Genomic DNA, 21,986 nt, shown 5'->3' with positions numbered 1-21,986 from the left:
TGCCAAGGCAAGATCTAGGATTTGCGCTTTGGTTTAAGCGGGGCGAAGGCGTGCGATCTGATACCAAGTGTCCATGGCGATTGTTCGCAGCTCGCGATGATCGTTGGATGGGACGTCATTTCGGGGGATGTGAAAGAGGTTGGCAATCGGATCGTGGATGGAAACAAAACGTTGAAGGTGCCTCGGTGACTTGAAGCGCTTCATGATCCTTTCTCGCCTTCGGGTCGGCTGATGGGAGTTTTCAGCCCGATTGTTCAAGCCTTTATGCGAGCGATGCTCGACGCCGGGCATGATCTCCCGCTTCGCTGCGTTATAGGATCGAAGTTTGTCGGTGATCATCACACGCGGCGAACGGCCTTGTCCTTTCAGCAGCTTTCGCATCAAACGCTTGGCAGCTTCGGCATTGAGCCGGCTCTGGACCAGGACGTCAAGGACGAAACCCTCCTGATCGACGGCACGCCAGAGCCAATGTTTCTTGCCGGCGATCGTGATCACAACCTCATCAAGGTGCCATTTGTCACCGAGCCTGCCGGCCGAGCGCCTGCGGATATCATTGGCAAAATGCCGGCCAAACTTCTCCGCCCACAGCCTAACAGTCTGGTGAGAGACGATGATTCCACCGGCTGCCAGCACATCCTCAACCATGCGCAGACTGAGCGGAAACCGGAAGTAGAGCCACACAGCGTGGGCAATCACATCTGCTGGAAATCGATGGCGGCGATAGAGCGGATCACGGGCAAATTTGGTCATGCCACCAGATCCCACATTTTGATCGACGCCCGGTTAACATGACAGTGCCCTCGTCGATGCTGTTCAGGGCTTTTCAGCGGCGATCGCGGCTGATATGTTCATTATTTGTTCTTATCCTCCAAATGAGTCAATGCTGATTCTGGCGGTGGCTAAGGCGCGGATAGCGGTACGCGATGAGCAAGCGACGGGCATCCCAAACCAAAACAGCATGAACAGACAGGCACTTATCGGGGATGACGGCATGACGGTTGCCTATCTGGAAAAACTGAACGAGCAGCAACGGCAGGCTGTGGAACACGGCGTCAGGCGGGCGGACGGACAGGTGGCAGGACCGCTTCTGATCATCGCTGGCGCCGGATCCGGCAAGACCAATACGCTTGCCCATCGCGTGGCCCACCTGATCGTCAACGGGGCCGATCCGCGGCGCATGCTGCTGATGACGTTTTCCCGCCGGGCCGCGTCAGAAATGGCGCGCCGTGTCGAGCGGATCTGCAAGCAGGTGCTGGGCGCCAATTCCGGGACTTTGACCGATGCGCTGGCCTGGGCCGGTACGTTTCACGGGATAGGCGCCCGATTGCTGCGGATCTATGCCGAGCAGATCGGGCTCAATGTGGATTTCACCATCCACGATCGGGAGGACAGTGCCGACCTGATGAACCTTGCCCGTCACGAGCTGGGTTTTTCCAAGACCGAAAACCGTTTTCCCACCAAGGGCACGTGCCTGTCGATCTATTCGCGTGCGGTGAATTCGCAGGCGCCATTGAACGAGATCCTGCGCCAGCACTATCCATGGGTGGCGAGCTGGGAAGAACAGCTGAAGCAATTGTTTGCCGCCTATGTCGAGGCCAAACAGGCCCAGAACGTGCTCGATTACGACGATCTGCTACTCTATTGGGCCCAGATGGTCAGCGATCCCGATCTTGCCGACGATATCGGCAATCGGTTCGACCATGTGATGGTCGATGAGTATCAGGATACCAATAAGTTGCAGGCCTCGGTGCTGATGGCGCTCAAGCCCGGTGGACGTGGGTTGACGGTGGTCGGCGACGATGCGCAGTCGATCTATTCGTTCCGCGCGGCGACGGTTCGCAACATCCTCGATTTCCCATCATCCTTCAGTCCGGCTGCCGATATCATCACGCTGGATCGGAATTATCGTTCGACACAGCCGATCCTCGCCGCAGCAAATGGCGTCATCGATCTGGCGCGCGAGCGTTTGACCAAGAACCTGTGGACCGATCGGCAATCGCTGGAGCGACCGAAACTGGTCACCGTCAAGGACGAGACCGAGCAGGCGAATTTCATCGTCGACCAGGTGCTCGCCAACCGCGAGACCGGCATGACGCTGAAGAACCAGGCTGTGCTGTTTCGCACATCCAGTCATAGCGGTCCGCTTGAGGTCGAACTCACCCGCCGCAACATCCCCTTCGTCAAGTTCGGCGGCCTGAAGTTTCTCGATAGCGCCCATGTCAAAGACATGCTGGCGGTTCTGCGGTTCGCGCAGAACCCGCGCGACCGCGTTGCCGGCTTCCGGCTGCTGCAGATGCTGCCGGGGATCGGGCCAAAGACGGCCGGCAACATTCTTGAGACGATCGCGGCTGACCCGGAGCCACTGCTCGCCCTTGCCGAGATCCCACCTCCGCCCAAGTCCGGCGAAGACTGGACATCGTTCGTTCAACTGCTTGGGGGCTTGCGAAAGAATGAAAATGGCTGGCCATCGGATATCGGGCAGGCACGCCTCTGGTACGAGCCGCATCTCGATCGCATCCATGAAGATGCAGACACCCGCAAGGCCGATCTCTTACAGCTCGAGCAGATCGCCAGCAGCTATCCATCGCGCGAGCGCTTCCTCACCGAATTAACGCTTGATCCGCCAGATGCGACCAGCGATCAGGCCGGCGTGCCGCTGCTCGACGAGGACTATCTGATCCTGTCGACCATTCATTCGGCAAAAGGCCAGGAATGGCGCGCGGTCTTCATGCTCAATGTCGTTGACGGCTGTATACCGTCTGATCTGGGAACCGGGACCAGCCAGGAACTCGAGGAAGAGCGCCGGCTGCTTTATGTCGCCATGACCCGCGCCAGGGATCACCTGGCGCTGGTCACGCCGCAGCGGTTTTTTACCCACGGGCAGAACGCTCAAGGGGATCGGCATGTTTATGCGGCGAGGACGCGGTTCATTCCTGCCACGCTGCTGCAATTCTTCGAGACGACGACTTGGCCGAAGGTCTCGGCAGCCACGTCCGAGCGAAGTGCTCAGCAGATCCGTATCGATGTCGGCGCCCGTATGCGAGCCATGTGGAAATAGGAGAGGATCGATGTGCAATCTCTACAATGTGACCACCACCCGTGACGCGGTTCTCCAGTTCACGAAGGCTTTTAGGGATCGCGCCGGCTGGAACGAAGCGAGCTTCGACGTTTACCCGGGCTATCAGGCACCGATTGTCCGCGTTGCCGAGGACGGGAGCCGAGAGATTGCCCGGGCGACCTGGGGCATGCCGTCGCCGCCCGCCAATGTGAAAAACTACGACCCGGGCGTCACCAATATCCGCAATGTAAGTTCGCCACATTGGCGCCGCTGGCTTGGGCCTACCAGCCGCTGCGTCGTGCCGTTCACGTCTTTTGCCGAGCCTGACCCAGCCAGCAAGATGGAGGGCGGGCGTGTCCCGAACGCTTGGTTTGCCGGCAATGAAGATCGGCCGCTGATGTTTTTCGCGGGCTTCTGGACGCCCTGGAAAGGCGTGCGGAAGGTCAGGGATGGCGAACAGGAATACGAACTCTTCGGATTTCTGACGACCTCCCCCAACGAGATCGTCTCGCCGATTCATCAAAAGGCCATGCCCTCCATCCTGACCACGCCTGAAGAAGTCGAGACCTGGCTGACAGCACCGTGGGATGAAGCTCGTCTCCTACAGCGTCCGCTACCGGGCAACATGCTGGTGATCGTGCCGCCGCAGGCCAAACCAAAGCCGGACAAGGAAGGTCTGTTGCTTTGATCACCAGCATAGAGCACGACCAGGGCAGTCAAATGCCTGTTCACCAAATGCCGGATTACCGTCTGGAAACTGACGGCATGGGTCGCGTGCAACCCGTGCGCAAAATCATCCATGTGGACATGGACGCATTTTATGCATCGGTCGAGCAGCGAGACAACCCGGAGCTACGTGGGCTACCATTGGCGGTCGGAGGATCGGCGGCACGCGGCGTTGTGGCGGCCGCAAGTTACGAGGCCCGTGTCTTCGGCGTGCATTCGGCCATGCCGTCGGTAACCGCCAAACGCAAGTGCCCGGAGCTGATCTTTGTGCCGCCGCGCTTCGATGTCTACAAGGCGGTATCCCAGCAGATACGCGAAATCTTCGCCGAATATACGCCGCTGATCGAACCGCTGTCGCTCGATGAGGCCTATCTCGATGTGACCGAGAACTTGAAGGGCATGGAGATCGCCACCGACATCGCGTTGGAAATCCGCGCAAAGATCAAACAGGTCACCGGTCTCAATGCCTCGGCGGGCATCTCCTACAACAAATTCCTGGCCAAGATGGCGAGCAACCTGAACAAGCCGAACGGCCAGGCCGTCATCACGCCGAAGAACGGGCCGGGTTTCGTCGAGGCCCTCCCCGTCAAGAAATTCCATGGCGTGGGACCGGCCACCGCCGAACGGATGAAACGGCACGGCATCGAAACCGGGCTTGATCTCAAAGCGAAGTCGCTCGCCTTCCTTCAGCAGAATTTCGGGAAGTCCGGTCCGTATTTCTACGGCATTGCCCGTGGGGTCGATGAACGCCGGGTGAGATCCGATCGCATTCGAAAGTCTGTTGGCGCCGAGGACACGTTCGTTGAGGACATCGACGATTTCGATCTGGCCAAAGCCGAGTTGCGGCCGTTGGCCGAGAAAGTCTGGCGCTATTGCGAAGCGCACGACATCACGGGGAAGACCGTGACTGTCAAAATCAAATATTCGGATTTCAGCCAGGCGACCCGCAGCAGGACCGTGTCGGGATCCGTGTCAGACATCGACATGGTCCTGGAGAATGCTGAGACCCTGCTCGCCTCGGTGTTCCCGTTCAAACGTCCGGTGCGGCTCCTCGGGATCACCCTGTCATCGCTCAACACCGAAGTGAGCGGGCAAGAACCGCAACTCGCTCTCGGGCTCTAATGCGACGGCCCTGAAAACGAAAAAGCCTGCCGCGGGAGGAGGTGCGGCAGGCTTTCCGAAAAGAACCGAACAGTGGCTCAAGAGGAGGAGTGCCGCTGTTCCGACAGACGCCCCTTGGGAGGAGGAGTGGGCCGTCTGAATTCGAAGCTCTGCGGGAGGAGGTGCATCGCTTCGATGAAACCAAGATACCCATTCTCACCGCACATTAAATAGACTTTGCTGCAGTGCAGCTATGCGAAATATGCACGGCCACCTCTGACGAAAGAAATCTTCAACTCAGGGCTTCGTGGCAGGCCAGATACACAAACGCCCGCGTTATCAGCGGGCGTAGGGTAATGCAGGTTGGTTTGGAAAAAGCCGCTTAGCGAGCGACCGACTGCCGGGCAACGCTTTGAATATCGGCGCGATTGATACCAAGATCCTGCAGTTCGCGCGAGCTCATGCGGCCGAGTTCGGTAACGGTCTGACGGTACTTGCGCCAGCTATTGAAAGAGCGTGCTACGTTCATGATGATCCCCTTCCGTGAGGTCTCTTGACGCCAGCAACCTTGCTTCGGTTCCAACGTCGTTTCGATGATTGGAATATAGGCTCTTGCCCCGCCGTCGATAAGGCACAAGGTCTCAGGCCGGCCATGCGCTCAAAGCATGGGTCCGATCAGATACAAGCTGAAGAGGCGATCAGGCCCGAAACCGATCGAAGGCGGTGAGGCGTTTAGTCGGTGGATCGGCGTCTGGATAGCAGTAGATTTCGCCCCTGAGATAACGGAGCTCATCCTCGAGCGCTTCTTCACCAACCTCGATCCACCAGGACTTGGGTCGGCCATCGCTTCCGTCGGACCAGCGATAACCTCGCGCCTTCAGATGATCCTTCATGTCGAAGGGACTGTTTTCCGCAAAGATTCGGATACGCGATCTCTGGCTTGCTTCATAGAGTTCGGCGAAAGCTATGGAAGCAGAGGTATCCACCTCACGGGCCAGGACCTCCAGAAGTGCGAAACAATCATCGACAGCGCGATGGCCTTCATGAAAATAGCCCGCCTGCCCGATCAGGTATCCGAGCTTCGTGCCCTCATATCCCCGCGACGACCAGTCGATCTCAGAGTTGGAGCAAGCCCAGGCCTTGCCGGAAAATAGGTGAGAAAATGCCTCACAGAATGGCCGGTCGAAACCGGCATTGTGGGCAATCAGCAGATCGGCAGGTTCGATCAGTGCCTGCAACGCAGCCGTATCGATCGACTGCCCGACCACCATGTTGTCGGTTATTCCCGTAAGCCTGGTGATTTCGGAGGGAATGGAAACGCTGGGCTGCTGAAGTCCACCATAGATGCCGGTCACGTCACCGATGCTTCCTGTCGCATCGAAGGTGAAAGCGATCACGCCAATCTCGATGATCTCATCCTTGCGCGCATTGAGGCCCGTGGTCTCGGTGTCGAGAATAATGCCCTTGAGCGGGTATTCCGGACGCGGGAATGGCGCGATCGCGCGCTGCAGAAGTTTCGTGAGGATGCGGTAGCGGCCTGTCTCCGACAGATGACGGACCATGTCCTCTTCACTCATGGGGACGGCAGGCTGTTCGGGCTTGGCTAATCTGGAAGCGGCACGCGTGACCAAATCGTCGCGCGGAGCCTGCTCCGAAAACATGTCAAACTGTTCTGCCATTCCTGTTGTCAAAGCCCCACCGCCGATTTTCTACCTTCAAAACACGGCACGACCGGCAGATCAACCTTGTTGGTGGCGGTGCGATTTCAGCCATCTGTCGAGCAAGGTTTACGATCGCGCAGTTTCACGAAGTGACAGCTCTTGGGTCGTTGCGCAGAAACGTCCAAAACAGGAAAGGGCATACCAGCTGTAGCGGGCACCGCGAAAGCCGTTCGCCTCACGCAAGACCGGTAAAAAGGGTTGCCGCAGGAGGGTCAGCGTAGCGACGGCAACGCCGGACCCGGGATCGACAGCCCCCGGCGCGCGGGGCCGCTTCTCACATCCTAGACCGCCACCTTAGCTCCATGTTCAGAATTAGCGGCAGAGAGATCCCAAGCCCTGCGCGATGAAACAGATTTGCAGCATCCACCAGGCACTTGGTCTTATCAGTGGAGAATAACGGCCTCGACTCCGATCGGAAGGCCGATCCTGAAGAACTTATCGAACAACATCGTCTTCCGAAATTGCCTATCCATCATCGACATGGCCGGCACATTCTGCGGCGAGTTCTCCAGTACGCCCAACCAGGTCAGCGGGCGAACGAGATTATGTGCGATGAACCAGCCTGCCTCGTGTCGAGGGCCGAGCGGTCCCCTCGCCGGGAAAAGCTCCACCTGGAGTGCCCATTCGGTATAATCGCCAAGCGTCACCCAGTCGCCGAACCGGGTCGAGACGATGCCCAGCATATGCCTAAGATCCCAGAACAGCGCGGCAGCTTCGGGGGATAGACTCTCCTGCAGCGGAGCGGCCAACATCCATTCTGCGAGAACGGCCTGAAGCTCCCCGTGATTGCCAAGCGCCGACCTGCCGCGTTTCGTGAGCAGGGCCCTACCTTTGTAGTGGCGGATGATACGAAGGTCCTGCAGCGCCCAATGCAGGATGGCGAGCGGAGGGAAATCCGGCTCGTTGAGAACCTTGTTCACGGAATAGAGGATTTCCGGTTCATACCCGGGCCACTGAAATTCATGTGCGGCCCATTCGACACATTTCCTATGAAAAGCGCCCAGGGATTGCGTCAGCGGAATACCGCCGTTTTGCTCGACATAGCGGAGAAGCTTCATGCCATTGATGGCAAGTGGGCTCGCTGCCAGTTCCTCCTGATGAAGAGCCGGAGACAAATACACAAAGCGGGAGAGCGTGGACGGGCGGAACATGGTAACGGATAATGCCGGAATAACTCACCGCCGTCATCTCCCCGACCCGATTTGATTTCGAACCACTGATCCGACCCATCAAACCCAGGCGCCTTGAAGGGGTCCGAACCCGCGACCCTGTCGTCCAGCAGCTGTGCTGGCATTGATATTTTGCTAGGTTGGGCAACAAGGGCCGTTCTGAATAGGGCCATTTTCGGCCCCGAAGCGGGCGTTCGCCGTGCGCTTGACAGCAATGCGCCCTCGCCAGATCATCCGGCCTTGGAGGATACTCATGGACATGGTTACGCTGGACTACTTCCGAGAGCCGGGCCCGCATTCCACGGCAAAGAAGAACAAGGTCGGGCTGGCAGGCGCTCCAACGGACATCGCCGAACTAGCCGCCTGGATTCAGGGAAGAATGCTTCACGAACACTGGGCGTCGAGATATGGCGAAGAGCTGACCCCGGAGCGCCGTGAACTCTCGCAAAGGAGATCGGTGGACGCCGTGCTAGACGGCCTCCTTGCAGGGGGCAATTCACCACGTCCTGCTGCGGGTCGCGCGGTTGGTGTCTGCAGCCATTTCTCGCTACTCGCCGTGTCGGCCTTGAGAGCGAACGGCCGTGCGGCCAGGTCGCGGTGCGGTTTCGGCACTTATTTCGCTCCCGACAAGGCGATCGACCACTGGGTGGTGGAGGCCTGGAATGGTGATCGCTGGCGGATGGTCGATTTTCAGATCGATGACTTTCAGCGTGCAGAACTCGGGCTGGTCTTCGACACTCTCGATTTGCCGTCGGGTGAGTTCCTGCCGGCCGCCCAGGCCTGGCAACTCTGCCGGCGTGGCGAGGACGACCCCAATCGCTTTGGCATATTCGATGAAGGCGGCTTCTGGTTCATCGCCTCAAATATGATCCGTGACCTCGCCAGCCTGAACAAGGTCGAGATGCTGCCGTGGGACGACTGGGGGGCGATGCCATCCCCAGACGAGGAGATCAGCACCGAGGAACTGCGACGCTTCGATCATTTGGCGGAGGTCCTGCTCGACCCCGACCGTCATAGGGAAGAGCTCCGTTTACTCTATGGCGCTCCAGGGTTCGGCATGCCTGGAGAGGTCTTCAATGCTGTCAGGCAGGTTCGTGAGACGGTTTCGATCGCGCAGTAGGTACTCAAACCTCGTCGGCTGAAGTTCTGCATGCTCGGGTACTATGCGACCGCAAATACCAATGACCGCTGCTGGCGCATTCTTGCCCTCAAGGTCGTAGCGGCATTTGTCCGAACGGCCAATCGAGCTTGGTCAATGTGCGGGGAAAACGCCGCTTACAATCGTTATCACGCAGGCTTCTCTGAATAATCAGGCGGCACTCTGCAAATTCTGCACGATGAACTATTGAGCTATCATCTCTCGGATCGACCGAACCACGACATCTGGATTGTACGGCTTCGGCATGAACCGCGCCCGCGCCGGGAGGCTTTCAACACCGACTGCGCGATGGCCGGACGTTATGATGATTGTAATGGGCGGCCACCTGTCCCGAACCGACGCTGCAAGCTTGAGGCCGTCCACTCCGCCTGGCATGTCGATGTCCGTGAACATCACTTCTATCCGCGGATTGGCAACTAGGATGTCGATTGCAACATCTGAATTCGCTGCTTCGAACACCTCGAAACCGGCATCTTCCAGTTCATCGACGATGCCCATTCGAACGATGGCCTCGTCTTCGACAACCAAGACGGCGGTTCGTTGAGCAATCATGACTTAAAGTTTCTGGTTGGCCGGATCCCGTTGAATGGAGGACAAAGCGAGACATTTCCGCGTCGAGCTAGCCAAGTTTGGCTGTTAGTGTGCATACAACGCCTCCCGACGGGTAAATGATCCGTACGTCGCCTGAGAAATCTGCAGCAAGCACGCGGGAGATAAGCCGCGACCCGAACCCCTTGGTCTTTGGCTCGGACACAGAAGGTCCTCCACTCTCCTGCCAGACGAAGTTGAGATCCTGTCGTCCATCGGCGGCCCTCGCCAGATGCCAGGATATTCTGACGCGGCCGGCGTCGTTTGAAAGTGCGCCGTACTTGGTCGCATTGGTGGCAAGCTCATGCAGAGTGAGCGCCATCGAGAGGCTCTGCTTCGGCGTCATCTCGAAGTGCGAGCCATCGATATCGAAACGTCCGTCAGATCCGCCATGGGGCGCGAGTGCCGCTCGTAGCGTGTCATGGATTCCTGCGCTTTCAAACGTCGTCGCCATCAACATATTCTGGGCCTGCGCCAGAACATGCAGACGCGCATTGAATGTCTCTCGCCGCTCAGCAATATCTTCTCCACGCAATGTTTGCGTGGCGATTGCACTCACCATCGCCAGGAGGTTCTTGATCCGGTGCTGCAGTTCGCCGCTGACCATATGCTGGCGAGCCTCGTCATCCTTTCGGTCCGTGACATCCCGCACTGTGCCCACGAATTTCGTTGCGCCGTCGGCTGTAACAGTTTTCGCTCTGGCATGAATCCAGCGGCTCGGCATGCCGGGGCGTTCAAGCATTCTATACTGGACGTCCAGAATGCCACTGCCACTTGGATCAAGGGCCTGTAGCGCTGACTCGGCAAGAGCCAGCCGGTCATCGGGATGAACGCGGGATGTGAAATTGTCGAAAGTCGCCTCTTCATCAGCCAAACGATGGAGTAACGTCCTTGCCCGTTCGTCCTCCTTGATATCAATGAAATGTCCATCGACCACCGTGCATTCCCAAACGCCCATTCCTGCCGCGTCGAGCGCAAGCTCGAGCTGAAGGTCCTTGCGGCGAAGCGCGAGTTCGACGCTTTTCAAATCCGTGACGTCGCTTCCCTCCACAAATATTCCGGTGACAACGCCATCCGCGTTGAAGATCGGCTGATAGACAAAGTTGAGGAATGCTTCTTCGTAGGGGGCGTCTGGCGAACGCTGGATCGCAAAGCTGACACTGCGACCAATGAACGGCTCTCCCTTCACATAAACCTCGTCCAACAGTTCAAAGAAGCCCTGCCCTTCGATATCAGGGAATGCCTGGCGGACCGGTACGCCAATCAGGTCGCGATGCCCTACAAGCTGAAGATAGGCCTTGTTGGTAATCTTGAAGACGTGCTCCGGCCCTTCCAGCACACACATGAAACTCGGCGCATCGAGCAGCATCCGCCTTAACGTGTCGGCTTCCGCTTTGGCTGCTTCCTGTTCGGCCGCAAGCAGTTCTGCAACCTTTGCCCGTGCGGCATGACCCTCGCTGATATCACGAGAAATCGAGAGGAGTTGGGTGGGCCTGCCGCCACTATCGAGAAGCGGCAGGACTTGGACATCCCAGAATCGACCGTTCCCACGCGCGGTCTTGGCCGAACCTGTGAAGCGGGACGGACGCCCCGAGGCAGCGATTGAGACGGCATTGCGGGCGGCGACGTTGCCCTCGTCCGCCCAAAAATCAGGCCACGGGCAATCCTTCAAAGAATCAAAGTCATCCACCTCCATGACGCGCTTGCCGCCTTCGGACATGAAAAGAAGATGTCCCTCAAGGTCGAGAATCTTGATGCAATCATCTGAGGTGGAAAGCACGGCTTCCAACAGCGCGACGGGGTTCACATGGTCGGCGAGAAGAGCGTCGGCCAGTGACTTAACGGGCCCGTCGTTGGTGTTTGAACCTGGCATTGGGACAAGCTGTTCTTTCACAGAGGAACTTTTCAACCTCGGTAGCAGATGCAGTTGCACAAAGACAGGCTCGCGAGCGAGAGACCGCCTGCGCCCGGTGCCCACACGCAGGAGATCATGAACACACCCCCCTCTCTTACTTAGAAACCTGGATGTCGGGCTCCTTTACAAATCCGGATGGCGATTGACGTCCTTGTAGAGAAGGTAGCGGAAGCGCCCCGGACCGCCGGCATAGCAGGCCTGGGGGCAGTAGGCGCGCAGCCACATGTAGTCGCCGGCCTCGACCTCCACCCAGTCCTCGTTCAACCGATAGACCGCCTTGCCCTCGAGCACATAGAGTCCGTGCTCCATGACGTGCGTTTCCATGAAGGGAATGATGGCGCCCGGCTCGAAGGTGACGATGTTGAGGTGCATATCGTAACGTACGTCGGACGGATCGATGAAGCGGGTGGTTGCCCAGCGGCCCTCGGTATCGGGCATGGCGTGCATCACGCAGTCGTCTTCATGGGTGAAGATGGCCGGAGGCAGCTCCAGGCCGTCCACGACCTTGAACGCCTTGCGGACCCAATGAAACCGGATCGGCGCCGCACTGTCGTTGCTGAAGGCCCATTTCGCCCCAGCAGGCAGATAGGCAAACGAGCCGGCGCGTAGCGCATGGTCGTGGCCGTCATGGGTGATCGTGCCCTCGCCTTCGACCACGAAGATCGCAGCCGAGGCCCTTACGTCCGGCTCCGGCCTTACGCTGCCGCCACCGGGCTTCACCTCCATGATGTACTGGGCGAACGTTTCGGCAAAGCCGCTCAGCGGCCGCGCGATGATCCAGGCCCTGGTTTCCTCCCAATGCGGCAGGACGCTGGTGACGATGTCGCTCATCACCGTCTTCGGGATCACCGCGTAGGATGTCGTAAAGACGGCCTTGCTGGAGAGGGTCTGTGTCTGCGGCGGAAGGCCGCCAACCTGTGAAAAATACCGATTGCTGCTCATTCTGCCACCAACGTCTCAAATGCCTTCCGGTTCTCCCATTCCTGCGGCGTCAGCGTCTTGATATCGAACTGATCTCGCGTGCGGGTGTAGGTGTGCCCGCCCATGCGGCCAACGGCGTCCATGATCTGCTGGTCGATATGCAGGTTCGACGAGTTGACCGCGTCACTGCGCACAAACACACCAACGACTTCACCGAGAATGATCTCACGGGCCGGACCGACCTGAAGGGTCGTATGGCGACGGCATTCCAGAGCGGCGGGCGCGGCCAGAATGCGTGGGCTGCGCACCATCTGGCCGGGAACGGTCGCAAGGCCCGCCTCTTCCATCTCGTCCACCTCGGGGCCGAACTTGATGGCGCAGACCTCCATCTGGTCAACCAGCGCATTGTCGCAGATGTGCACGGTGAATTCGCCGGTCTCTCTGATGTTGCGGGCGGTGTCCTTGAAGCGCATGTCGGAATAGTTCTCGACCCCGATCGCGACGATCGCCGGATCGTGGGTCAGGACGTTGAAGAAGCTGAAGGGCCCGGCATTAGGGTGCCCATCCTTGTCGACCGTCGTCACCAGCGCAATCGGGCGCGGAATCACGGTTCCGATGAGCAGCTTGTAACGTTCACGCTCATTGAGCTTGGCGAAATCGAAATGGGTATGCTCGGTCATGTCAGGCCTCGACTGCAATACGGTGTGTTTCAAGCGGCGTATGGCGGGAGAGGTTCTCGAACCCATCCTTTGTGACGACATAAATGTCGCCGACATTGCAGCCTGCCGACAGTGGCTCTAGCCACTGGGTATGCAGCACGAATACCATGCCCTCCTCCATCCGGTCGTAGTTGTGCGACGAGATGTTGAAGCTGTTCTGCCCACCCGCCATGCCGACGGAATGACCGAGATTGGGGTTGTGCGGCCCGTGGGTTGCCGGATAGACATGCATCAGGGTGCGGCCCTGTGCTTCCCAGTCAATATTTTTGACATACTGCCGCGGGATAAGCCGCGCGCTGCCATCGTCCATCGGCGCCCAGTTGTAAGGCATGGTGCGCGCTTCGGGCGAAGAGAGCATGCCGCGCTCGATCATCGGCTCGAAGGCAGCGTTGTTGACGTCACGCATCAGGGCACCGGGCCGGATCAGCTTTTCGGCGCGCTTTACACCCTCGGTACAGGCCGCCAATACCTCCTCCTGCCGCTTGGTGATCTCTCCGACCGCGATCATGCGGGCGGTCTGGGCGGTGTAGCCGCGATAGGTGATGTTGGAGACGTAGAGATTGATGAGATCGCCCGGTCGCACCACATGGCCGTAAGGCTTGCCGCAATGGGTGCCGAACTCGTTGATGCCGATCTGATAGCCGTCGCCTGTCTCGCCGCCGAATGAGAGCTGTCCTTGCGTAAACGCAGCATAGATCTCATGGTCCGTCACGCCGGGTTTCGCCACATGATAGGCAGCCTGGGTGGCAATGCTGACGAGCTGGGCTGCGGCCCGGAACATTTCGATCTCGCGGGGCGAGCGCACCTTCTGCATCCGGTCGAGAATGGCATTGTCGGCGACGAACTTGGCTCTGGGCATCAACTCGTCGAGGGCAGCCCAGAAGGTCAGCGAGGTACGATCACCGATGCGGCCGATCTGCGCCTTCGCGAGGCCCATGCCGGCCAGCACTTCAGCGCATTTCTCCGCCGTTTTGATGACGCTGTCGCCGGGACGGTCGGCATATTCGCGACCGATCGGGCCTATCTGCCAGATATCTTCCACCAGCACCGGTTCACCGCCGGGCGGCAAAAGCACCGACTGGGTGAAGAAGGACAAAAGCGTCAGCGGCTTGTCGCTGTCGGTCGGGATGATCAGCACGCCCTCGCGCATCCAGTCGCAGATGTAGCGCAGATAGGCGTTCGAAGTATGGAACCAGCCGACGCCACCGGTATGGACGATCAGTGCGTCATGGCCAGCCTCGACAGCCTGGCGGCGAATGCGACGCAGGCGGTCCTCGAACTCCTCGACCGGCAGCGGCAAGGGTGCTGCGAAATCGAAATCCGGCTGGAAATCGGCGAGCAGCGATCCGATGCGGTAAGCGCCTGCCCTGATGGGATGTATGGTCATTGGGTATTCCTTCCAGAAGTATTTTTCTAAGGGTCAGGCTTGCCGGGAGGGCGCCAACACCCGCCGTGCAACCAGCATCACCACCAGGGTCAGCCCGATCAGAATGCCGGACATCGCCGCCACCCGGACATCGAGCGACTCCTCGATCAGCGCGAACATGCGAAGTGGCAGCACGGTGGTTTGCGCGTCGGCGAGGAAGAGCGAGACAGAGACGTTGTCGAGCGACTGAATGAAGACGAGAAAGGCACCGGCGAGGATGCCGGGCGCCAGCAGCGGCAGGATCACACGCCGGAGCGTAGTGTACCAGGTCGCGCCCATTACGGTGGAGGCTTCCGCCAACGACGGGTTGATGCCTTGCGCGACGACCGATGCGGCCCGATACATCAGCGGCCCGAAGACGACGACATGGCCGATGACGGTGAGCCAGAGCGACGGCTGGAAACCAACGAAGTTCGCCACGATCAGCGCCGCCAGACCATAAACGAGACTCGGCAAGACAAGTGGTGCCAAAAGAAACGGCTCCAGCGCATTGACCGTGCTGCGCCGCATCCGCGCCATGCCGATGGTGGCAGGCACGGCAAACAGCAGCGATCCAAGCACCGCAAGGGCTGCGATCTTCAGCGAATTGCCCGCCGCGATATGTTCGGTTCCGGAGCGGACGGGATCGAGGAGCGCCTCGTACCAGCGGAGCGAAAAGCCCTCGGGCGGGTATTTGAGCGTCTGGCCCGCCGTAAACGACATGGTGATCGCGATGACGATCGGCGCTACCAGATAGATCAGGCTGAGACCACCGAAGCCGAAGACGAAGGCCCTGTAGAGGAAGACGGGAAACGGATTTTCGCGAGGACTATGCATGGCCGACAAGCCTCCTGTGGCGGGAAATCATGGTCATGGCAACGAGAAGGATGCCGGTCGACAACAGCAGGACAACGGCAATTGCCGAGGCCATCGGCCAGTCGAACAGCGTGCCGACCTCGCGATAGATGAGCTGCGGCACATAGACATTGCGCGCACCACCGATGACAGCCTGGGTGACGAAGGAAGCGCTGGTGCTGGCAAACACGAGGATCCAGCCCGCCAGTAGTCCCGGCAACATCATCGGCAGGAGAACGGTCACGAGGATCCGCCACGGGCCGGCACCAGAGACCTGTGCTGCCTCGGTGAACTGGACCGGCGTGCGCGACAGGATGGCGATCAGCGGCAGAATGATCAGCGGCAGGTCGATCTGGCACATGGCCAAGACGAGGCCGAGTTCGGTGGACATCAGGGTGAACGGGCGCTCGGCAAGTCCAAGCGCCACGAAGGTCTCGCTGATCGGTCCCTGTCGCCCGAGGATGACGATCCAGGCAAAGGTGCGCACGACGTTGCTGGTCAGCATCGGGATGAGCGTCAGGAAGATGATGACCTGTCGCGCGGTCTTGCCACTGTGCCAATAGAAAAGCGCGATCGGAATACCGAGCAAAGTCGTGCTTGCGATCGTCTGTAGACCGAGCGTGGCGGTGTTGACCAGGACGCGGTAGTTGAACGCATCACCCAGGAAGCGTGCGTAATTGTGGAGGGACGGGCCGTCGGGGCCGATGAAGCTGAACCCGACGAGAACGGCGAGCGGCGTCGCAAAGAACGCCACCGACAGCAGAAGCATCGGGAGAACGTATGGGAAGCCGCTCGCTTTCATGTCTACACCCTCAACCGGCGACAAGCGCGTCGAACTGGCGGATCCATTCCGCACGGTTCTTGTTGATCGCCGCCCAGTCCGGATAGACCAGGGACGCAAGCTGCTCGCGCTTCACGTAGGCCTCGATGCCGGGCGTCAGCTCGACTTCCTTGTTGGTGGGGAACATCTCGGTCGGCGGCATCTTCAGCTTGTCCTGCGCAGCCTTGGAGATCGCGGCATCCATATAGGCGTAAGCTGCGTCCGGGTTCTTGGCGCCCTTGGTCAGGTGGATGTTGACCGGCGCTGCCGGCGAACCGGTATCGGGCTGGACGAATTCGGCCTTGAGGCCCAATGCCTTCAGCTTCGCGACGTTGCCAGTCGAGCACATGAAGACGGCGATTTCGCCCTGCTGGAACAATGTCATCTGGTGGTTGGTGCTGGCGACAACGCCTTTCAGATGCTCCGGATGCGCCTTGAACAGCTTGAACACGGCATCCATGTCGGTCGGACCGGTCCCGAAAATTTTTGCGATCTCGGAATAGGCCATGACACCGGTGTTGGAGGCAAAGCCCGTCCAGGAGACGAGGCCCTCGTAGGCCGGATTTTCGAACAGGTCGCGATAGCCTTTCGGTGCCGGCACCAGGTCCGGGTTATAGGCGATGCCATTGACTTCGACGGTGACGGTCGGGCCGTATTCGCCCTGGAACGCCGGATCGAGCATGTTCCAGTTCTTCAGCTTCGATGGATCGATCTTCTGGATCAGGTCGTTCTCGATGGCGACGGCCATCTGGCCGGGCGACATCAGCAGCGTGTCATAGGGCGGGTTGCCCGGGCTCGCCATGACCTTGGCAAGCTGATCCTGCGCCATGGCAGGCGCGACCGTGAGGTCGAAACCGGCTTCCTTCACGAGTGGCGTCAGCACTGTCCGATAGGCATCTTCCCAGTTGCCGGGGAAGGTCGCGGCGACTGCGGTTTCCCCAGCAGCGCGAGCCGTAAAGGGTAGCGCAACGGCTGCAGCCGCACCGGCGGCGAGCAGTCCGAAATGACGTCTTGTGATGTTGAAATCCTGCATCTGTTCACCTCTGTTGTTGTTCATTGACGGGATGTTTCCGGTTCGCTCGGAAAGGCGTGACACCTTGTGGTGTCAATCTCGGCAAAGAGCTTAGCTCCCGGCTCGGGAATGAAGGTAGAAGGTCCGCGGACCTGCGACGCGCGCAGGCCCGTGCCGTCCTCGAGAAGAAGATCATGGACGAGCGTCGGCCCAAGCGGCACGGACACCGTCAGCCTTGCCGGCAATGCAAAGCCACTCGCGGCCGTCGATAGACGGACGTCTTCTGGACGGAAAGTGATGGTGACCTTGGAACCAACAGTAAAGTTCAGGCGGCGCGGCAGAACAACCGTGTTGCCATTCGGGAGCGCGATCGTCGTTGCCTCCGCATCCAACCGCTCCACCGTCCCATGCAGCACATTGGCCTGGCCGATGAAGGTGTTGACGAACAGCGTCTTCGGCCGGTCATAGACGGCCATGGGCGTATCGATCTGCTCGACATTGCCTTTGTTCATCAGCACGAGCCGCCCGGCCAGGCTCTGGGCCTCTTCCTGATCGTGCGTGACGATCAGCGTGGTTATGCCAAGCGTCTTCTGCAAATGCAGGAGCTCGACCTGCAGATCGAAACGAAGCGCCCGGTCGAGCGCGCCGAACGGTTCGTCGAGCAATAGAAGCGACGGCCGGCCGGCAATGGCGCGGGCAACGGCCACGCGCTGCTGCTGGCCGCCCGAGAGTTCACGCGGCAAGCGGTTGCCATAGCTCTTCAACTGCACGAGCGAGAGCATCTCCTCCACCCGTTCCCTGCGCTCAGCCCGCGGCACGTGCTGGCAGGCCAGCGGATAGGCGATGTTCTCGGCCACTGTCAGATGCGGAAACAGGGCGTAGTTCTGGAACACCATGCCGATGCCACGTGACCTTGCGGACACATTGGCGAGATCCTGACCACCGAGCTGCATGACGCCGCTCTTTGGCTGGATCAGCCCGGCGATGGCGCGCAGGACGGTGGACTTGCCGCAGCCGCTTGGCCCCAGAAGGGCGACGATCTCGCCAGCTTCGACCTCGAACGTGATGTCGCTGATCGCGTTCTGCCCAACGTAGCTGTGGGTCAGACCCCGGACGCTGAGCTGCTTACCTTCTCCTGCCTTCGAGGCCTCTGCCATGAATATCCCCTTCGGTTGCGCCGTGTCGTCAAAGCGCTTAGCGCTTGGCGGCACCAGGCAGAGATGCGGTCGGTCGATGATGTTGACGTCGGTGTCGGTCATGGTGAGGGATCTGCAAGTGGCATGCCAGTTTGCGATTTCGAACTGAAGGAAAATGCTAATCCATGGAAATTGCTAGATTATTTTTGATCTACATAGTTTCGAAACTTTTTAATAATATTGAAAATTCATTTCTGCCGAATCTAAAAAATGTGCAATATCCGTAGACACCGGTCATATATTAAGCAGCGTTGCCGGGTTGGATTGGGATCTATTGGTGATCTTTTCGGGTTAAATCGCCGCAGATCACAATCCTCACAAATGGAAAATCAGAGAAATATGCAGCCAAAGCAGAAACTTAGTCGATCGATCGTCAATCCCGACATCTTAAACAATGCGGAAGCTGATTCTTTAATCATTTCTCTTTCGCAGATTCATACGAATATTTGTGCGGAGAAGCGTAAGTTCGCTTGGATGAAGAAATACTCGTTTGAAAACAAGTCGCTAAGAAACTGTCAATCAAAATGGCACGCCGATTGCATCGAAGATTGCGTAAATTCACGTCGACAAAAAAGCGACAAGGGGATCACATGCGCAGCTTCAAGAAAAGTCTCAAAGGCGGCCTGACCGGTATCGCATTCGCACTGCTTTCGACTTCAGCACACGCCGCAGAAGGTACTACCATGAAGATGGTGCCGGATGCAGACGTCGCCAAATTGCCTGGCGTCGCCTTCGAACAGACACTGGCGGACCGCCTGCCATCGGCCATCAAGGATAAGAAGATATTGAAGGTGGCGACCGATCTGACACCGCCGATCAGCTTCCAGGACGAAGGCGGCAAGCTCATTGGCATCGATGCCGATATCGCCGCAGCCCTGGGTGTCATCCTCGGCATCGATGTTCAGATGACCAATGTCGGCGCAGGTGCTGCGATCGTGCCGGCCGTCCTGTCCAAGCGTTTCGACATGACCATTTCCGGCATTAATGACGATGTGGAGCTGGAAAAGCAGGTCGACGTCATCGACTACATGTTCGACGCCACGACGATCATGACCATCAAGGGCAACCCGCTCGGCATCAAGAGCATGGAAGACCTCTGCGGTAAGAAGGTTGCCGTGCCCGTTGGCACGTTCCAGGCGCGCCTCGTGGAAGCCGCATCGGCGAAATGCTCGACACCTGTCAACATCATGTCGATCCCGAAAATGCCTGATGTCCTGCAGGCTGTTCGCACCGGCCGCGCCGACGCAACCGTCAACGGTTATGCGACGAGCGTCTACACGACGGAAAACCAGACCGGCAAGGGTGTCGGCCTGCAAGCGCTTCCGGACGTCCGCCTCGCCATCGGCTATCTCGGCATGCTGACATCGAAGGACAATCCGGACCTGCGGGATACGGTCATCGCCTCGCTGCAGCATATGGTCGATAGCGGTGCCTATAAGGCGATCATGGAGAAATGGGGTCTCGGGCCGCTGGCCGTGACGACCGTCAAGTTCAACGACGCCGTCAGCATGCCGGTGAACTGAGCCATGTCGTTCTTTGCTCAACCCGTCAGCATGGCCATCGCACCTCCGGTCGGCAAGCCGATCCGGTGGGGGCAAATCACAACCGGTGCCGGCGCGATCCTCGCGCTGGTGCTCTTCATCACCACGATCGCACGAAACCAGGCTGTTCAGTGGGGCGAAATACCCCGCTACATGGTCGATCCGGTCATCCTCGACGGCGTTGGTCTCACCTTGCAACTGACGGCCGGCGCGATGGTGTTCGGGATCGCCTTCGGCTGCATCGTTGCCATTATGGCCACCAGCCAAAACATCGTCTTGAAGGGTTTTGCCGTTGCCTTCGTCTGGTGGTTCCGCGGCGTGCCGCTCATAGTCCAGATCTTCTTCTGGTTCAACATCGCATTGTTCATTCCGGAAGTGGGCATCGGCAGCTATTCCATATCGATCAACGAAATCGTCACGCCGGCGCTTGCCGGGTTCCTGGCACTTGGCCTGCATGAAGCCGCGAATATGAGCGAGATCATTCGCGGCGGATTGACCGCCGTCGACCGGGGCCAGCGCGAGGCGGCCTCGTCACTGGGCTTGCGCCCACTCCAGGTCCTTCGAACCGTCGTCCTGCCCCAGGCGGTCCGGCTGATCGTACCGCCGACCGGCAATCAGGCGATCGGCATGCTGAAGGCAAGCGCAATCGTCTCGGTCATCGGCATGCAGGACCTGCTGACCCAGGCGCAGGCCATCTACGCGCGCAACTTCCTCGTGATCGAGCTGCTGTGCGTCGCCTCGCTCTGGTATCTGCTCATCACCACCATCGCATCGATCGGCCAGCATTTCCTGGAAAAGCACCTCGCACCGAAAGGCAGGACCGCCGGTGCGCAGAAAGGCGCGCCCAGGCGCGCCTGACACACCACCCGTTCAATCCATCAAGAAACTAGGGTCGCCATTGCAGCGCATCCGATCAGGAAACATCAAGGAGCAGATCATGAGACTAGGCATCGACGGACAGAAACTTCCCGAAGTCAGGAAGCGCGGGCCACTTAAAAGCCTCGACCACGTCAAGCAACTCAGCCTCGACGGCATCTTCTTCAGCACGATCCTCGACATGAGCGAGACGCTGGACAAGGGCGCATTGGCCGAGATCCGCGCCAAGGCCGACGAACTCGGGCTTTATCTCGAAGCCGGTGTTGGCAAGATCAATCCCTACTGCAGTTCCGAGGCGCCGGAATTCCGGGCCATCGGCGATGGCGACGTTATCCTGGGCTTCACCCGCATGATCGAAGCAAGTGCGGCCATCGGCTGCCGCGAGCTCTGGGTGTCACCCGGAAACTTCAAATCGGAATATCGCGGACGTCTGGCCAATGACCGCTTCCGCACTGACGTCACCTGGGGCGAGCAGTTGCTGGCCGTCGAAAAGGTACTGTTAAAGCTGGCACCCGTGGCACGCGCCCACGGCGTTCATCTCAACATGGAGACCCATGACGAAATCACCTCCTTCGAAATCCTTCGGCTGATCGAAAAGGTGGGCGAAGATTGCATGGGGGTCGTCTTCGACACCGCCAACGGCCTGCAGCGCGCAGAACATCCGGTCTTTGCCGCAAAACGCGTGGCCCCCTATGTCCGCCAGACCCATATCAAGGATGCCTATGTCGGTCATGCTGCGGGTGGTCTTGATTTCCAGACCCGTCCGGTTGGTGGCGGCATTGTCGATTTTGCAACGATCATCCCCATCCTCGCTAAGGCCAATCCAGACCTGAACCTTTCCCTGGAGGTCGCGGCTTCCGTCGAGGACAGGCCGCGCAAGGCCAATCCTCGCCAGTGCATTGAGCTCAACGATCCGATCTGGCGAGCCGGCCATCCCGACCTGACCGCGGAAGAACTCGAGGCCTATCTGGCACTGGTGGAAGGGTTCGAGAAGCGTGTCGCTGCTGGAGAGATCCCGGATTGGGAGACCTATGAGGCCAGCCAGTATGGCTACCCGACCTATGAGCACCAGTCCTATGGCTACGGCGAAGCAGTAGAGTTCATCAAAATTTCGGCCCGCCACGTCGAAGAGGTCTGCAAAGAGAATGGAATTCTGCTCTCGACGCCTTCCACGAAGCGGCGAGCCGCCTGACAGACCAGAGGT

General features: G+C 59.1%; 20 protein-coding genes. 7 read left to right on the top strand and 13 right to left on the bottom strand.

The window, feature by feature from the left end:
- Positions 1 to 33 precede the first annotated feature (33 nt).
- A complete protein-coding gene (locus ASG68_RS08070; RefSeq protein ID WP_062609264.1) occupies positions 34 to 750 on the bottom strand; it encodes an IS6 family transposase in 717 nt (238 codons plus the stop codon).
- 241 nt (positions 751 to 991) lie between these two features.
- Here ASG68_RS08070 and ASG68_RS08065 point away from each other — a divergent pair, with 241 nt between their 5' ends.
- Genes ASG68_RS08065 through dinB form a run of 3 tightly spaced genes read left to right on the top strand, consistent with a single transcriptional unit; the run spans position 992 to position 4,906 of the window.
- Complete coding sequence (locus ASG68_RS08065; protein ID WP_062609262.1) at positions 992 to 3,058, top strand: ATP-dependent helicase; 2,067 nt, start codon at positions 992 to 994, stop codon at positions 3,056 to 3,058.
- Between the two features lie 10 nt (positions 3,059 to 3,068).
- Positions 3,069 to 3,746, top strand: a complete 678-nt coding sequence (locus ASG68_RS08060; RefSeq protein WP_062609260.1) for an SOS response-associated peptidase — start codon at positions 3,069 to 3,071, stop codon at positions 3,744 to 3,746.
- A 32-nt stretch (positions 3,747 to 3,778) separates the two neighbouring features.
- Positions 3,779 to 4,906 (top strand): DNA polymerase IV, encoded by a 1,128-nt coding sequence (gene dinB, locus ASG68_RS08055; RefSeq protein WP_413813994.1) that lies wholly within the window; start codon positions 3,779 to 3,781, stop codon positions 4,904 to 4,906.
- 361 nt (positions 4,907 to 5,267) lie between these two features.
- Here the strand turns inward: dinB and ASG68_RS30325 are convergent, their stop codons facing one another.
- The 3 genes from ASG68_RS30325 to ASG68_RS08045 all read right to left on the bottom strand — a co-directional run bounded on the left by ASG68_RS30325 (position 5,268) and on the right by ASG68_RS08045 (position 7,526).
- On the bottom strand, positions 5,268 to 5,414 hold the full coding sequence (locus ASG68_RS30325) for a DUF1127 domain-containing protein (RefSeq protein ID WP_082553964.1): 147 nt from the start codon (positions 5,412 to 5,414) through the stop codon (positions 5,268 to 5,270).
- Positions 5,415 to 5,583: 169 nt separating this feature from the next.
- Positions 5,584 to 6,564, bottom strand: coding sequence for a 3'-5' exonuclease (locus tag ASG68_RS08050; protein ID WP_062609256.1), 981 nt, complete (start codon positions 6,562 to 6,564; stop codon positions 5,584 to 5,586).
- 425 nt (positions 6,565 to 6,989) lie between these two features.
- Positions 6,990 to 7,526, bottom strand: a complete 537-nt coding sequence (locus ASG68_RS08045) for a hypothetical protein (RefSeq protein WP_156384832.1) — start codon at positions 7,524 to 7,526, stop codon at positions 6,990 to 6,992.
- A gap of 502 nt (positions 7,527 to 8,028) precedes the next feature.
- On the opposite strand from ASG68_RS08045, the gene ASG68_RS08040 reads away from it, so the two are divergent.
- The gene (locus ASG68_RS08040) at positions 8,029 to 8,895 is read left to right on the top strand and encodes a transglutaminase-like domain-containing protein (RefSeq protein ID WP_062609252.1); all 867 of its coding nucleotides are present in this window, start codon (positions 8,029 to 8,031) and stop codon (positions 8,893 to 8,895) included.
- A 222-nt stretch (positions 8,896 to 9,117) separates the two neighbouring features.
- Here the strand turns inward: ASG68_RS08040 and ASG68_RS08035 are convergent, their stop codons facing one another.
- From ASG68_RS08035 to ASG68_RS07995, 9 genes are all read right to left on the bottom strand, one after another.
- Positions 9,118 to 9,462 carry a response regulator gene (locus ASG68_RS08035; RefSeq protein WP_320416502.1) on the bottom strand — a complete coding sequence of 115 codons (345 nt, stop codon included), beginning with the start codon at positions 9,460 to 9,462 and terminating at the stop codon, positions 9,118 to 9,120.
- 91 nt (positions 9,463 to 9,553) lie between these two features.
- The gene (locus ASG68_RS08030) at positions 9,554 to 11,395 is read right to left on the bottom strand and encodes a PAS domain-containing protein (protein WP_062609251.1); all 1,842 of its coding nucleotides are present in this window, start codon (positions 11,393 to 11,395) and stop codon (positions 9,554 to 9,556) included.
- A 165-nt stretch (positions 11,396 to 11,560) separates the two neighbouring features.
- Positions 11,561 to 12,379, bottom strand: coding sequence for a bifunctional allantoicase/(S)-ureidoglycine aminohydrolase (locus ASG68_RS08025; RefSeq protein WP_062578795.1), 819 nt, complete (start codon positions 12,377 to 12,379; stop codon positions 11,561 to 11,563).
- The gene (locus ASG68_RS08020; RefSeq protein WP_062578794.1) at positions 12,376 to 13,038 is read right to left on the bottom strand and encodes a flavin reductase family protein; all 663 of its coding nucleotides are present in this window, start codon (positions 13,036 to 13,038) and stop codon (positions 12,376 to 12,378) included. Before ASG68_RS08020 ends, ASG68_RS08025 begins: the two co-directional genes overlap by 4 nt.
- A 1-nt stretch (position 13,039) precedes the next feature.
- The gene (locus ASG68_RS08015) at positions 13,040 to 14,464 is read right to left on the bottom strand and encodes a M24 family metallopeptidase (protein ID WP_062578792.1); all 1,425 of its coding nucleotides are present in this window, start codon (positions 14,462 to 14,464) and stop codon (positions 13,040 to 13,042) included.
- Between the two features lie 33 nt (positions 14,465 to 14,497).
- Positions 14,498 to 15,319 carry an ABC transporter permease gene (locus tag ASG68_RS08010; RefSeq protein ID WP_062578790.1) on the bottom strand — a complete coding sequence of 274 codons (822 nt, stop codon included), beginning with the start codon at positions 15,317 to 15,319 and terminating at the stop codon, positions 14,498 to 14,500.
- Positions 15,312 to 16,139: an ABC transporter permease gene (locus ASG68_RS08005; RefSeq protein ID WP_062603847.1), complete on the bottom strand. Its 828-nt coding sequence runs from the start codon at positions 16,137 to 16,139 to the stop codon at positions 15,312 to 15,314. Before ASG68_RS08005 ends, ASG68_RS08010 begins: the two co-directional genes overlap by 8 nt.
- Before the next feature lie 10 nt (positions 16,140 to 16,149).
- The gene (locus ASG68_RS08000; RefSeq protein ID WP_062578883.1) at positions 16,150 to 17,190 is read right to left on the bottom strand and encodes an extracellular solute-binding protein; all 1,041 of its coding nucleotides are present in this window, start codon (positions 17,188 to 17,190) and stop codon (positions 16,150 to 16,152) included.
- 20 nt (positions 17,191 to 17,210) lie between these two features.
- A complete protein-coding gene (locus ASG68_RS07995; protein WP_113569151.1) occupies positions 17,211 to 18,326 on the bottom strand; it encodes an ABC transporter ATP-binding protein in 1,116 nt (371 codons plus the stop codon).
- A gap of 629 nt (positions 18,327 to 18,955) precedes the next feature.
- Here ASG68_RS07995 and ASG68_RS07990 point away from each other — a divergent pair.
- From ASG68_RS07990 to ASG68_RS07980, 3 genes are all read left to right on the top strand, one after another.
- Positions 18,956 to 19,888, top strand: a complete 933-nt coding sequence (locus tag ASG68_RS07990) for an ABC transporter substrate-binding protein (RefSeq protein ID WP_062609249.1) — start codon at positions 18,956 to 18,958, stop codon at positions 19,886 to 19,888.
- Positions 19,889 to 19,891: 3 nt separating this feature from the next.
- Complete coding sequence (locus ASG68_RS07985) at positions 19,892 to 20,764, top strand: amino acid ABC transporter permease (RefSeq protein ID WP_062578782.1); 873 nt, start codon at positions 19,892 to 19,894, stop codon at positions 20,762 to 20,764.
- Positions 20,765 to 20,843: 79 nt separating this feature from the next.
- Positions 20,844 to 21,974, top strand: a complete 1,131-nt coding sequence (locus ASG68_RS07980; protein WP_062578880.1) for a sugar phosphate isomerase/epimerase family protein — start codon at positions 20,844 to 20,846, stop codon at positions 21,972 to 21,974.
- Positions 21,975 to 21,986 lie beyond the last annotated feature (12 nt).

Origin of the sequence: Rhizobium sp. Leaf453, assembly GCF_001425605.1 — a bacterium.
In the GTDB taxonomy this organism is placed as follows: Bacteria; Pseudomonadota; Alphaproteobacteria; order Rhizobiales; family Rhizobiaceae; genus Pararhizobium.
This window is presented reverse-complemented; position numbering and strand designations above follow the sequence as displayed.

What these genes read in the sequence shown, in the direction of transcription:
- ASG68_RS08070 (WP_062609264.1), bottom strand. Translation starts at nt 750, where the DNA reads ATGACCAAATTTGCCCGTGATCCGCTCTATCGCCGCCATCGATTTCCA.
- ASG68_RS08065 (WP_062609262.1), top strand. Translation starts at nt 992, where the DNA reads ATGACGGTTGCCTATCTGGAAAAACTGAACGAGCAGCAACGGCAGGCT.
- ASG68_RS08060 (WP_062609260.1), top strand. Translation starts at nt 3,069, where the DNA reads ATGTGCAATCTCTACAATGTGACCACCACCCGTGACGCGGTTCTCCAG.
- dinB (WP_413813994.1), top strand. Translation starts at nt 3,779, where the DNA reads ATGCCTGTTCACCAAATGCCGGATTACCGTCTGGAAACTGACGGCATG.
- ASG68_RS30325 (WP_082553964.1), bottom strand. Translation starts at nt 5,414, where the DNA reads ATGAACGTAGCACGCTCTTTCAATAGCTGGCGCAAGTACCGTCAGACC.
- ASG68_RS08050 (WP_062609256.1), bottom strand. Translation starts at nt 6,564, where the DNA reads ATGGCAGAACAGTTTGACATGTTTTCGGAGCAGGCTCCGCGCGACGAT.
- ASG68_RS08040 (WP_062609252.1), top strand. Translation starts at nt 8,029, where the DNA reads ATGGACATGGTTACGCTGGACTACTTCCGAGAGCCGGGCCCGCATTCC.
- ASG68_RS08030 (WP_062609251.1), bottom strand. Translation starts at nt 11,395, where the DNA reads ATGCCAGGTTCAAACACCAACGACGGGCCCGTTAAGTCACTGGCCGAC.
- ASG68_RS08025 (WP_062578795.1), bottom strand. Translation starts at nt 12,379, where the DNA reads ATGAGCAGCAATCGGTATTTTTCACAGGTTGGCGGCCTTCCGCCGCAG.
- ASG68_RS08020 (WP_062578794.1), bottom strand. Translation starts at nt 13,038, where the DNA reads ATGACCGAGCATACCCATTTCGATTTCGCCAAGCTCAATGAGCGTGAA.
- ASG68_RS08015 (WP_062578792.1), bottom strand. Translation starts at nt 14,464, where the DNA reads ATGACCATACATCCCATCAGGGCAGGCGCTTACCGCATCGGATCGCTG.
- ASG68_RS08010 (WP_062578790.1), bottom strand. Translation starts at nt 15,319, where the DNA reads ATGCATAGTCCTCGCGAAAATCCGTTTCCCGTCTTCCTCTACAGGGCC.
- ASG68_RS08005 (WP_062603847.1), bottom strand. Translation starts at nt 16,139, where the DNA reads ATGAAAGCGAGCGGCTTCCCATACGTTCTCCCGATGCTTCTGCTGTCG.
- ASG68_RS08000 (WP_062578883.1), bottom strand. Translation starts at nt 17,190, where the DNA reads ATGCAGGATTTCAACATCACAAGACGTCATTTCGGACTGCTCGCCGCC.
- ASG68_RS07995 (WP_113569151.1), bottom strand. Translation starts at nt 18,326, where the DNA reads ATGGCAGAGGCCTCGAAGGCAGGAGAAGGTAAGCAGCTCAGCGTCCGG.
- ASG68_RS07990 (WP_062609249.1), top strand. Translation starts at nt 18,956, where the DNA reads ATGCGCAGCTTCAAGAAAAGTCTCAAAGGCGGCCTGACCGGTATCGCA.
- ASG68_RS07985 (WP_062578782.1), top strand. Translation starts at nt 19,892, where the DNA reads ATGTCGTTCTTTGCTCAACCCGTCAGCATGGCCATCGCACCTCCGGTC.
- ASG68_RS07980 (WP_062578880.1), top strand. Translation starts at nt 20,844, where the DNA reads ATGAGACTAGGCATCGACGGACAGAAACTTCCCGAAGTCAGGAAGCGC.